11 protein-coding genes are annotated in these 12,013 nt (G+C 66.5%); 6 read left to right on the top strand and 5 right to left on the bottom strand.

Translation table 11 applies throughout. From position 1 onward, the window contains the following. Positions 1–40: 40 nt before the first annotated feature. From QX121_RS21810 to QX121_RS21800, 3 genes are all read right to left on the bottom strand, one after another. Complete coding sequence (locus tag QX121_RS21810; protein ID WP_315812992.1) at positions 41–910, bottom strand: tetratricopeptide repeat protein; 870 nt, start codon at positions 908–910, stop codon at positions 41–43. 85 nt (positions 911–995) lie between these two features. Next, positions 996–1,241, bottom strand: coding sequence for a PilZ domain-containing protein (locus tag QX121_RS21805; RefSeq protein ID WP_315712872.1), 246 nt, complete (start codon positions 1,239–1,241; stop codon positions 996–998). Between the two features lie 136 nt (positions 1,242–1,377). Further along, positions 1,378–3,300: an FAD-binding monooxygenase gene (locus QX121_RS21800; protein ID WP_315812991.1), complete on the bottom strand. Its 1,923-nt coding sequence runs from the start codon at positions 3,298–3,300 to the stop codon at positions 1,378–1,380. Between the two features lie 101 nt (positions 3,301–3,401). Between QX121_RS21800 and QX121_RS21795 the strand changes: the two genes are divergently transcribed. Continuing rightward, the gene (locus QX121_RS21795) at positions 3,402–3,854 is read left to right on the top strand and encodes a MarR family winged helix-turn-helix transcriptional regulator (RefSeq protein ID WP_315813014.1); all 453 of its coding nucleotides are present in this window, start codon (positions 3,402–3,404) and stop codon (positions 3,852–3,854) included. A gap of 172 nt (positions 3,855–4,026) precedes the next feature. Here the strand turns inward: QX121_RS21795 and QX121_RS21790 are convergent, their stop codons facing one another. Next, complete coding sequence (locus QX121_RS21790; protein WP_409999359.1) at positions 4,027–5,577, bottom strand: flavin-containing monooxygenase; 1,551 nt, start codon at positions 5,575–5,577, stop codon at positions 4,027–4,029. 60 nt (positions 5,578–5,637) lie between these two features. Between QX121_RS21790 and QX121_RS21785 the strand changes: the two genes are divergently transcribed. Together QX121_RS21785 and QX121_RS21780 are read left to right on the top strand one after the other, a co-directional pair. Next, positions 5,638–6,363, top strand: coding sequence for a hypothetical protein (locus QX121_RS21785; RefSeq protein WP_315812990.1), 726 nt, complete (start codon positions 5,638–5,640; stop codon positions 6,361–6,363). Between the two features lie 175 nt (positions 6,364–6,538). Continuing rightward, complete coding sequence (locus QX121_RS21780) at positions 6,539–7,270, top strand: alanyl-tRNA editing protein (protein WP_315812989.1); 732 nt, start codon at positions 6,539–6,541, stop codon at positions 7,268–7,270. 132 nt (positions 7,271–7,402) lie between these two features. Here the strand turns inward: QX121_RS21780 and QX121_RS21775 are convergent, their stop codons facing one another. Beyond that, entirely contained in the window at positions 7,403–7,909 is a 507-nt protein-coding gene (locus tag QX121_RS21775; RefSeq protein ID WP_315812988.1) for an ATP-binding protein, read from the bottom strand. A gap of 466 nt (positions 7,910–8,375) precedes the next feature. On the opposite strand from QX121_RS21775, the gene QX121_RS21770 reads away from it, so the two are divergent. The 3 genes from QX121_RS21770 to QX121_RS21760 all read left to right on the top strand — a co-directional run bounded on the left by QX121_RS21770 (position 8,376) and on the right by QX121_RS21760 (position 11,979). Next, positions 8,376–8,753 carry a hypothetical protein gene (locus tag QX121_RS21770; protein WP_315812987.1) on the top strand — a complete coding sequence of 126 codons (378 nt, stop codon included), beginning with the start codon at positions 8,376–8,378 and terminating at the stop codon, positions 8,751–8,753. Positions 8,754–9,080: 327 nt separating this feature from the next. Further along, the gene (locus tag QX121_RS21765; RefSeq protein WP_315812986.1) at positions 9,081–11,435 is read left to right on the top strand and encodes a TonB-dependent receptor; all 2,355 of its coding nucleotides are present in this window, start codon (positions 9,081–9,083) and stop codon (positions 11,433–11,435) included. A 271-nt stretch (positions 11,436–11,706) separates the two neighbouring features. After that, positions 11,707–11,979: a PepSY domain-containing protein gene (locus QX121_RS21760; protein WP_315759145.1), complete on the top strand. Its 273-nt coding sequence runs from the start codon at positions 11,707–11,709 to the stop codon at positions 11,977–11,979. Positions 11,980–12,013 lie beyond the last annotated feature (34 nt).

The raw sequence follows: 12,013 nt of genomic DNA, 5'->3' as shown, positions 1-12,013 counted from the left end.
TCGCGAGGGAAAACCGGTTTCCACTTTTCCGGATCATGCTCTAGTCGTCGGAGCGGCTGAGCGCCCGCGCCAGCGCCTTGTCGGGCTCGCCGGCCACCGGACGGTCGCGGCGCGGCGACAGCTCGCGCTGCGCGATCTTGCGGCGCTCCAGGATGCGCTTCACATAGGCGACGCTGGCATTGGCCTGCTCCGGCGGCAGCCCTGAACGCACGATGCTCTCGGCCTCGCTCATCCGGCCCTGCAGGCCGACGATGACGGCGAGATTGGTCCGGACCCGCGGGCTGGCATCGGGGTGTGCGCTGGCCTTGCGCAACTGCTCCTCGGCCTTGGGCAGTTCGTTGGAGAGCGCGTAGGACAGGCCGAGATTGGACAGCACCGAGGGATCGTCAGGGGCGATCTTCAGCGCCGTCATGTAGTATTGCCGGGCCTCCTCGTTGCGCCCCATCTGGTCGAGCGTGGCGCCCTGCGCCGACAGGATGCGCCAGTCGGGATCCTCGGGCGAATGCGCGCGGCTGAGCACGTCGAACGCCTGCTGGAAATTGCCGTTGTCGGCGAGCGCACGGCCGTAGGCCGCCAGCAGCGCCTTGTTGCCGGGGCTGGCGATGCTCGCCTGCTCCAGCACGGCGACGGCCTGCGAGCGCTGGCCGGTGCCGCGCAGGGCGCTGCCATAGCGCAGCGCCACCTCGGGATCGTTGGGATTGGCGCGGAAGCGCTCGCGGAGCTGATCGATCTCGGCGCGCGGGTCGGCGGCGGCCGCGCGGCTCTTTTCGGGATTGCCACCCAGTGCCCCCGTGACCTCGCTGAGATCGGTGGTCTGGCAGGCGCCGAGACCGAGCAGCACGGCCGTGAACGACAGCGCGAACGCGGCCGGCCGGAGCAGAGGGAGAGAGCGAAGGGGCCGCGTACGCATGCAACTGAACTACTTCGGGACCAGATGATCTGCACGCTGGCAGATTAACCCTAAGGTCCCGTTAAGCGGGCGCGGCCGGCCCGCCTCAATCGATGAATTCGGCGCCGAACTCGCAGCCGATGCGCCAGGCCAGCCGGCACTTGCGCTGGTGGTCGGGCGCGAAGACGATGGTGAACTGCGGGGGAATCTCGACGAATTCGGCGATCACCTTGACGCCGCCGTCGGAAATATCCGTGACCGTGCAGTCCCGCGGCAGGCTGCCGTTGCCATAGTGAATCTTCGCGATCCTCCTGCACAGCCGACGTTCACTCTTGCGACGGTTCGCCAACATCAACATTTCGACGTCTCACCCACTCAATCGTCCATTCCGGAGACCTCGTTTGTAGCAAGGAAACCTTGGGATCTGACTAGCGCAAAGCCTGGAAATCCGAGGGGCGGATTTGGGTTTCGTTTACCATCGGCGTGCCTCAGCGGACCGGCAGCAGCACGCCGTCGAAATACGCCGACAGTCTCCCGACGCCGTCGAGCGGCAGGACGTCGGCGACATACTGATCGGGCCGCACGATCACGATGCAGCCCGCCGCGCGATCGATGCCGCGCATCGCAAAGATGTCCTGGCCGCTCTTCAGATCGGCACAGAACATCTTCTCGTAGTCGATGAGGCCGTAACGCCCCTTCCGCGGCAGCAGCAGCTCCGGCATGTGTTCGATCGCGAGCTCGCGATGCCCCTGCTGGAACACCGCGCGCAGATCGATCACGGAATCGATGTCGGCGCCCGCTTGGGTGTGGCGGCGCACGGGTGATGCCGAATCCTCGCTGAGGAATTTGCACAGGCGGCGGATGGCGGACTCCGGCGCGGCTGGATCCTCCGCCGCCGCGAACGCAAAGATGCGGAAGCGGCCTTCGGCCTGGACGACATGGCCGAGCTGCACCGGCTTGGCATCGCCGAGCCGGATGACCGGCGCCGAGTGAAAGCGCTTGCCGATGACGAAGCCCGTGGCGAGCGGCTGGAAGGTGTCGTCGCCGGTGAGAACGGAGGGTCGATAGTGCGTGGCGGTGCCCGCCGTGTAGCGGCCGTGACGGACGAAATAGTCCTGGGTCTTGGCCGCGTCGGCGCCGCCCTGCTTGGCGGCGGAGGCAAGAATTCCTGCCCATTCGCGATCGAAATCGATCAGCTCCTGGGCGATGGCCCGCCGCTCCGCCGAATAGCTGTGCAAGAGCTGCGGCGCGCAACGCTTGCCCAGGACGGCGGCGAGCTTCCAGCCGAGATTGAACGTGTCCTGCATCGACACGTTCATGCCCTGCCCCGCCTTCGGGCTGTGGGTGTGGCAGGCGTCGCCGGCGATGAACACGCGCGGCAGCCGCGTTGCGACCTCGGCCTCTGGCACGTCGTCGAACTTGTCGGTGATGCGCTGGCCGATCTCATAGACCGACCACCACGCGACCTCCTTCACTTCGAGCGTATATGGCGCGAGAATGCGCCGTGCCTTGGCGATCACTTCGTCGACGGTGATGTTGCGCCCCGCCACGCGCTCGCCGACCTCGAGCTTGGCAAGCTCGACATAGAGCCGAACGAGATAGCCGCCCTCGCGCGGGATCACCAGCAGGCTGCCGTCCTTGGCGGACTGGATCAGCGACTTGAAGCGGATGTCGGGAAAATCGGTCACGGCGAGCACGTCCATGACGCCCCAGGCATGATTGGCGGAATCCCCGCGCAGCTCGCGGCCGATCGCCTTGCGCACCACGCTGCGCGCGCCATCACAGCCGACGACGTAGCGCGCGCGCACCGTCTCCACCTGGCCTTCATGCTCCGGATCAATGCGATCGAAGCTGACGGTCACGCCGTGTGCGTCGACGCCTGCGGCCGGATCGATCCGCAGATCACGCAGTCGCCGCGCGTAATGCGGCTCGAGCTTCGCGGCCGACCGGCGCATCACGTCCAGGAAGAAATCGTGGACCCGAGCCTGGTTGAGCACGACATGCGGCATCTCCGACAGGCCGTCCTCGACGTCCTGCACGCGACCGCTGCGCGCGATATGCTTGCTGTCTTGGTCGCTCGGCTTCCAGAACGTGGTCTCGTTGATCCAGCACGCTTCCCTCAGCACTTTCTCGGCAAAACCATAGGCCTGGAACATCTCCATGGTGCGGCAGGCGATGCCGTCGGCCTGGCCGAGCAGCAGCCGGCCCGGCTTCTGCTCGACGATGCAGGTCCTGATGTCCGGAAAAGCGGAAAGCTGGGCAGCGAGGTTCAACCCGGCCGGGCCGCAGCCGACGATGAGGACATCGGTTTCGCCCGGTAGCGCGCCTTGCGCACCCTGGCTTGCCACACGTTCGGCCGCGTCGAAGATCTCGGGATCGCCCGGCTGGAAGCCGTTGAGATGAAACTGCACGTGACCACCCTCCCTCGCTGTTCCTTATTGATCAGTATGCTGATCATCAGTATACTTGTCAAGCTGGTGACAGGAGATTCGAATTGACCGAGATGCGGGACATGCCGGGGCACCTGGCACGCCGGTTTCAGCAGATCGCCGTGGCGGTGTTCCTGGCGGAGGTGGAAGCGGCCGGCTTCGACCTCACGCCGGTGCAATACGCGGCGCTGGCCGCGATCGCGGCCAACCCGGCCATCGACCAGATCACGCTCGCTGGCCTGATCGCCTATGACCGCACCACGATCACCGGCGTGATCGACCGGCTCGCACAGAAGGGCCTCGTCGTCCGCCGTGCGAGCGCGCGCGACCGCCGGTCACGCGAGCTGTTGATCACCGATGAGGGGAGAAGGACGCTGGAGGCGATCACGCCGGCGGTCGAGGCGGCGCAGCGGCTGATGGTGCGCGGCCTCAGCGGGGCCGAGGCGAAGGAGCTGGTGCGCCTCATGCGCAAGGCGATTGCGGCCGCCAACGAACTCAGCCGCGCGCCGCTGCGGGAGGGGGCGGCGGAGCGGTAAGCGCCAAGCAAACTGCTGGTTGCTTACCCGTCATGCCCCGGACCGGTTCCGGGCATCCGCGTTCTTCCAAGCCCAACGACATCGATGGCCGGATCAGCCCGGCCATGACGATGTGGAGAGAGCCGCCCCAAGCTGACGTCATAGAGGTGAGCGCCGCACGCCCCCCCTTCCCTCACGAATACCGCATCACGCCGTCGTCGACCTTGCCGAAGCGCAGCGAGACGATATCCAGCGCGTAGTTCTGGTACAGCCGCCACGGCCGCTTCGAGCCCTGCTTCGGCAGATCGGCAACCGCGCGCTGCACATAGCCGGAGCTGAAGCTCAGCGACGGCAGCGGCGTGACGGTGGAATCGTCATTGTGCGGCACGCATTGGCGATAGCCGTGCCGGTCCATATAGTTCAGGAGCCGGCAGACATATTCGCAAGTGAGGTCGCATTTCAGCGTCCAGGACGCATTGGTGTAGCCGAGCGTCGCCGCCAGATTCGGCACGTCGGAATACATCATGCCCTTGTAGTTGAGCGTCTTTGCGAAATCGACGGTGCGGCCATCCACGACGACCTCGATGCCGCCGAGTACCTGCAGCACCAGCCCGGTCGCGGTGACCACGATATCGGCCTCAATTTCGCGGCCGTCGGCGAGGCGCAGGCCGCGCTCGGTGAAGGTCTCGATCCCGGCCGTCACCACCGAGGCGCGCTGCTCGCGAATGGTCTTGAACAGGTCGCCGTCCGGCACCAGGCACAACCGCTGGTCCCACGGGTTGTAGCGCGGCGTGAAATGGGTGGCGACGTCGTAATCGGGACCCAGCGCGGCGCGCACCCCGCCCAGGATCAGCTGCTTGACCCGCTGCGGCTTGCGCCGGCTGAGCTGGAAGAAATACATCCCGAACAGCACGTTGCGCCAGCGGATCAGGTGATAGGCGAGGCCAGGGGGCAGATGCCGGCGCAGCTTGTTGGCGAGCGCGTCCTGCGCCGGGCGCGACACCACATAGGTCGGTGAGCGCTGCAGCATCGTCACATGCGCGGCGGACTTCGCCATCGCCGGCACCAATGTGACCGCGGTCGCGCCGGAGCCGATCACGACGACGCGCTTGCCGGCATAGTCGAGATCCTCAGGCCAGGCCTGCGGATGCACGATGCGGCCCTTGAAATCGGCCATGCCCTTGAAGTCCGGCAGATAGCCCGACTCGTAGCGGTAGTAGCCGGAGCACATGAACAGAAAGCCGCAGGTCATCCGCACGGTCTCGACCGTGCCCTGCTCCGTCCGGCGCTCGGCCTCGACGGTCCAGCGTGCGTCCGCGCTCGACCACGACGCGCGCCGGACCCGATGGTTGAACCGGATGTGGCGATCGATGCCGTTATCGGTCGCGGTGTCCTGGACGTATTTCAGGATCTGCGGCCCGTCGGCGATCGCCTTCGGATCGGTCCACGGCTTGAACGAATAGCCGAGCGTGTACATGTCGCTGTCGGAGCGGATGCCGGGATAGCGGAACAGGTCCCATGTGCCGCCGATCGCGCCCCGCCCCTCCAGGATCGCGAAGCGCTTGCCCGGGCACTTGTGCTGCAGATGATAGGCGGCGGCGATGCCGGACAGCCCGGCGCCGACGATCAGCACGTCGACATGCTCTGTTGACATGAGGTGTTCCTGGCGTTTCCTGGTGCGGCTTTCTTGCTCTGGCTGCGGACAGTCGCAACCCGGCTCGTCGCTGTCAAATCGCCGGCGCATTCGTCGTCGGTCAACCCTCCTCCGCTATCAGCGGGAAACACCCTCGATACGGATCTGGTGATGAACGCTCCCCACCCGCGCGACGACAGACCCGGCGACAGCGACAGCCGGGACGGCAGTGGCGCGCCGTCGCAGCGCATCGCCCTGGGCTTTTCGCTGTTCGCAATCGGGCTCGCAGCCTGGTCGCTCTTCCCGAGCTTTCCGGCTGGTCAGCTGATCGCGGTCGTCACCGTCATCCCGCTGCTGGCGCTCATCCTCACCTTGCGCTTTCCCGGGCGGTTCCGCATCGGCCTCGGCTCCGGCTACGGCGCCAATCTCGGCACCGGTTGCATCGTGGCGGCCGGCACGCTCGCCGCGCGCACGCTGTCGGACATCAACCTCGTCGACTGGCTGCCGCTGACGGCCTTCGCGACCGCGGTCGCGATCATTTTCCTCATCGTCGCCGCGCGGTTCGAAACCCAGCTCCGCCGCCGCGGCTGGCGGCTGCTGCTCGCCGCTCTCTTCGTCGCCGCCTATGCGTTCGGGGCGCTTGGTCAGTTCAACACCGCACTCGACCGCTCGGCGCCGGCGCTGCTGCGCAGCCGTGTGCTCGCCAAGCATCTCGGCCATAGCCGGCTCGCCACGCATCAGGTGACGCTCGAGCCGTGGGGCCCGTTCGCGAGAACCACCGATGCACATGTTGCGCAGGCGCTGTACGAAAGGTTGCAGCCGGGCGACACCGTGTGCCTGCGCCTGGGCGATGGCGCGTTTCGCATGGCGTGGTTCACGGTGGCGGCATGCCGCTGAGACCCGGCGCTGCGGCCGAGACAGGAACGGCCATTTGCACAGCGCCGCGATGCTGCGTATCGTCGTAGCTTCGTGGCCCGCATGAGCGCAGCCATATGCGGGGCCTCACGCGCCGTCTCGATGAACCCGGATGTCGCTCCGCTCATCCGGGCTATGCGATTGCGAGCCGTTCTGCATGACCGACTTCCTGCCCCGCCCTTTCGCTGTCGATCGTCCCGACGTGCTGGATCTCGACATCACCGCGCTCGACGCGCGCCCCGGCGCGGTGCTGGTGGCGCGCTCGCCGTTCTATCCCGGCGGCGGCGGCCAGTTGCCGGACCGCGGCACGATCGCGTGGAACGGGATCGTCCGCGTCGTCACCGGGTTCGAGCCGACCGCCGACGGCATCTGGCACCTGATCGGTGATGACGCCATCCCGGACGGGGCGATCGAGCTGCGCGTCGATCCGGCGTTCCGGCAGCGCATGAGCGAGCAGCACACGGTGGCGCATCTCGTCAACAGTGCCGTCTACACGCTGTTCGACGGCGCGCTGCTGACCGGCGTCCGCATGACCGAGACCGACGAGTTCAGTGTCGATTTCGATCTGCCCAAGGTGGCGCCGGAGCAGCTGCGCGCGGTGGAGGACGCGGTCAACGCGGCGATCTCGGACGATCGCCCGGTCCGCGCCTTCGACATGGGCTACGACGAGGCGCAGGCGACCGCTGGCCTGTTCCGCGCCAAATCCGTCGCCCCGCCACGCCAGGCCGACGGCCTGATCCGCATCGTCGACATCGACGGCCTCGACCGCCAAGCCTGCGGCGGCACGCATCTGGTCTCGACGGCGCAGGCCCGGCCCATCCGCATCGTGAAAGTGGACAACAAGGGCCGGCAGAATCGGCGCTTCAGGATCGGAATGCACAGCGCTTAGGAGCGACTTGCAGCGGCTCACGACGCGTAGCCCGGATGAGCGAAGCGACATCCGGGGTCTCACGCAGTATGCCGGTGAACCCGGATGTCGCTTCGCTCATCCGGGCTACGAGCACGTTGACGATCGCTCTGTTTATTGCGAGCGGCACCACGGCCGATGCACGATCACGTCGAATCCTTCATCCGGCGTCGGCGCCACGAAGTAGGACGTGAACAGGTCGAACTCCTCGTCGGTCACGGTGAAGGCGTGGCGGCCTTCTGCGTTGCGCGCGCGCAGCCGCGCCTTGCAGACCTCGTCGGGAACGTCGAGGTGATGCAATTGGTGCGGCACGCCGGCGGCTTCGAACAGACTGCGCATCCAGGCGCGGCTCGCCGGCGTGTTGGCGGGGAAGTCGAGCACGACCGAAACGCCGGCCCGCAACAGCGCGACGACATGCGGCCCCATCACGCTGCGCAGCCGTGACGAATTGCGCACGTAGTCCGCCAAGCTGCTCTGCTCGCCGGGATAGAGCCGCGACAGCCAGTCGTCCTCGGCGACCACGACGGTGGCCGAGCGATGGCCGAGCTCCGCGGTGAGCGTCGATTTGCCGGCAGCGATCTTGCCGCACACGAGGTGCAGCGTCGGTTGGTTGGGAGACACGGATACAGACCTCGCATACAGCGCATCTTCGGGCGCCAAGAGCATTCACAGGCAATTCTCGCAGGCGGAAGCGCCCGGCCCGACGGATCAGGCCGGGTCGGTAATTCGGCTGCTGACGGCAGCGCCTGCGATGCGAATGCGGAAGGTCATGAGGCTATATTTGACAGATGTCGCTGACGGCGTCCAGGCTCGGCCGTCATCCGTCGCGAGACCCCGCCGCGATTGAGTTCGACTCGCAAGAATGGCCCGCGCGCGTTTCAGTCGCGCCGGCCGCTCGCGAATGAGTTGAAGTCACTTCACTGTGGCCGAATTGATCCACTGCGACGGGAGTCGAGCCGGCCGCGTGTCGTCCATTGCCAACCGGATGTCCGCTCCTGTAGGTAGTTGCGAGGGACGGGGGCGTCAGTCGGTGGCTCGTCAGGGGCGTCAACTACAAGGCATCGCATCAGGACGACGTGAGGCGCGCATGCGCTCAGCGCGGCGCCGCGCAGCGCTGTCGCGGCTCGGCGGCGCTCTCGTCTGGTTCGCGGCATGGGCCCTGATCTTCCAGTCCGTGCTGGCGTTCTCCGCGATGAGCGCTGCGGTTGCGGCTCCCGACACCGCCATCATCTGTCAGAGCTCCACCGACGGTCCGCCGTCGGACGATATCGGCACTGCGGCCAAGCAATGCGCGAGCTGTCCGTTCTGTGCGCTCGGACGCGGCGTCACCGTCCCGCACGTACCCGCCATGGCGCGGCCGATGCCGGTGGTCGTGGCGATCCTGATCGAGCGGATCGACGTCGTTGCGGCGCTCCGGCCCGCACTCGAACTGCCGGTCGCTCGCGGACCACCGGCGGCCGTCTAGGCCGATCACTCCAGACATCTCATCCCGTCACGATGCGGCCGGTCTCGTCCGCGCGCGCTGTGGGCTGCCGTCCGGCGGTCGCCGCAGCCGTGCCCGCAGCCGCCTCGTCGCGACATGTTCACGGGGCCACGGCGCGCTCGCCGCCAGACGCCTCTCCCATTCCTATTCCGAGATCCCATCATGGACCAATGTTCGACACCCGTCCGGCGGCGGTTGCTCCGCTCAACCACCGTGCTGACATCGCCTGCGCTGCTGGCATTCGCCCTTTCGAGCCCCGTGCTTGCGCAGGACCCATCGCGGGCTCGCTCTGCCGCCACGCTGCCGCAGGTGACGGTCACTGTCCCGCAGCCCCGTCCGGCCGCCCGAACGGCCGTCCGCCGCAGGGGCGCACATGCGGCGACGACCAATCCGGCAAGCGCGCCACCGCCGCAGGCGACCTCATCCGACGGCGTCGCCGCGCCTCCCGGCGCCACTTCGGTTGCGCCGGGTGACATCCTGGCGAAGCGCGCCATCACGAACGACACCGCTGCGCTGTTTGCCGATGTACCCGGCGTCAGCCTCTATTCGGCCGGCGGGGTCTCGAGCCTGCCGGCGATCCATGGCCTCGCCGACGACCGCCTGCGCATCAAGGTCGACGGCATGGACACCATCGCCTCATGTCCCAATCACATGAATCCGGCGCTGTCCTACATCGATCCAGCCCAGGTCGCCGCAGCCAAGGTCTGGGCGGGCATCACTCCCGTGAGCGTCGGCGGCGACTCGATCGGCGGCACCGTCGCCGTCAGCTCGCCGGCGGCCCTGTTCGCGGCGCCGGGGCAGAGCCTGCTGACAAAAGGCAGCATCGGCACGTTCTACCGCAGCAACGGCAACGTGCGCGGCGTCAACCTGTCGGCCACCATGGCCACCGAGAACTACAGCGTCAGCTACAGCGGCGCTTCGGTCAAGGCAGACAACTATACGGCCGGCGGCAACTTCAAGAACTTCACCCTGAGGAGCTCGATCACGCCGGTGCTTCCCCTCGATCAGGTCGGCTCATCCGCCTACGAGACCAGGAATCATCTGATGGGCATCGCCTGGAGCAAGGACGGCCAGCTCATCGAGCTGAAGGCGGGAGTGCAGGAGGTCCCCTATCAGCTCTACCCGAACCAGCGCATGGACATGCTGGGCAACGATGCCTACAGCCTCAACCTGCACCATCTCGGCCGGTTCGACTGGGGCGATCTGGACACCCGCCTCTATCATCAGTCCGTCGATCACTACATGAACTTCGGCGGCGATCGGCTGCTCTCGTATGGCACGCTGCGCCCGCCGAACACGACGGGTGCGAGCTATCCGGTCAACGGCATGCCGATGTATACGCGCACCAAGACCAACGGCCTGACCTCCAAGGCCGACATCACGCTGTCGCCCCGCGACGTGGTCCGCGTCGGCGTGGACCTGCAGACCTATCGTCTCGACGACTGGTGGCCGCCGGCCCCCGATTGCGGCGTCGGCAACTGCATCGGCGGCATGGCGCCGCTGACATTCTGGAACATCAACGGCGGCAAGCGCGACCGGGCCGGCGTGTTCAGCGAGTGGGAGGCGAAGTGGAGCCCGTCCTGGCTGTCGCTGCTGGGCGTGCGGTTCGAGCGCGTCGAGACCGACACCGGACCGGTCGTCGGCTACAACACCAGCACCACGCCGCTGACATCGGGGTTCATGTCCGGCATGTACGAGACGAGCTCGGTCGGCTCCCGCGCGGCGTTCAACGCCATGGATCGCTCGCGAAAAGACAACAATGTCGATCTGACGGCGCTGTTCCGGAATACGCCGAGCGCCCATCTCACCTTCGAGTTCGGCGCGATGCAGAAGACCCGGTCGCCGAATCTCTACGAGCGTTATTCGTGGTCGCGCAACACCATGGCGCTGGAGATGAACAATTTCGTCGGCGACGGCAACGGTTATCTCGGAAACCCCAATCTGAGACCCGAGGTCGCCCATACCGTGAGCTTCACCGGCGCCTGGCACAGCGCCGACCATGAGGCCGAGATACGGCTCACACCCTATTACACCCATGTGCGCGACTACATCGATGCGGTGCAGTGGAAGGCCGCCACCAACACCGCTGCCGTGCCTGCCGTCGCCAACCAGTTTGTGATCATGAAGTACATGAACCAGCAGGCACGGCTGTACGGCTTCGATCTGTCCGGCAAGGTGCCGCTGGGCAGGACGCCGATCGGCGATTTCGGCCTGAAAGGAGTCCTGAGCTATACCAACGGCAGGAACCTCGACACCGGAGGCGGCCTCTACAACATCATGCCGATCAACGGCAAGCTGACGCTCACGCACCGGCTCGACGGCTGGGACAGCGGCCTCGAGCTGGTGATGGTGGGCCGCAAGTCCGACGTCTCCGTCGCGCGCAACGAGCTCAAGACCCCGGCCTACGGCCTGGTCAACCTGCGCAGCAACTACAGCTGGCAGAAGCTGCGCATCAGCTTCGGCGTCGAGAACCTGTTCAACAAGCTCTACTACCTGCCGCTCGGCGGCGCCTATATCGGCGAGGGCGCATCGATGTCGTTCAACAAGGAGGCCGGCACCGTCGCTGCCACCGGCGGCGGCGTATCGGGCACCGCGACGATGTGGGGCACCGCCGTTCCCGGTCCCGGGCGGTCGTTCTATCTGGGTGCGAACCTGGAATTCTGACGCCGGCATTCGCATCGGCGCCCTGTCCCGCCGGCGGGACAGGGCGAGAGCGGACGCCAGACGACCACAGTGTCGCAATGAGCGGCGCGAGCGAGACGTAACGTCGCGCATCACGCCGTCTGCGATTTTCGGCTGAAAAATCGCGGCCCTGGCGAATTTGGAAAAGCTCTAAGAGCAATTCCAGCCGCCGCTCCGTTGACACATCGGGGCGGTTGCCGTCTCCACTGATCCCACGGTGCATCGTATTTGAATTTGCTCATTGGGGGGATTGATGAGACTGACCATTGCGGCCGCGCTCGCTGTCGCGTTTACCGCCATCTCGCCGGCCTTGGCCGACGGCTACAAGGACTGCACCAAGCTCGACAAGGCGTCGTGGAAGCCGGCGGCCGAGGCGGAAGCCAAGGCGAAGGATGCGGGCTACGAGGTGCGCCGCTCGAAGGTCGAGGGCACCTGCTACGAGGTCTACGGCGTCAAGGGCGGCAAGCTGTATGAGCTGTTCTACAGCCCGGAGGATCTCAGCCTGAAGCACACGATCGCCAAGTAGTTGGCGCAAGCGTCGTCCAGCGTGCTGGATGACC

This window comes from Bradyrhizobium sp. SZCCHNR2028 (genome assembly GCF_032380995.1).
Classification (GTDB): domain Bacteria; phylum Pseudomonadota; class Alphaproteobacteria; order Rhizobiales; family Xanthobacteraceae; genus Bradyrhizobium.
The sequence above is the reverse complement of the archived record's forward strand: the minus strand, read 5'-3'. Positions and strand labels throughout refer to the sequence as shown.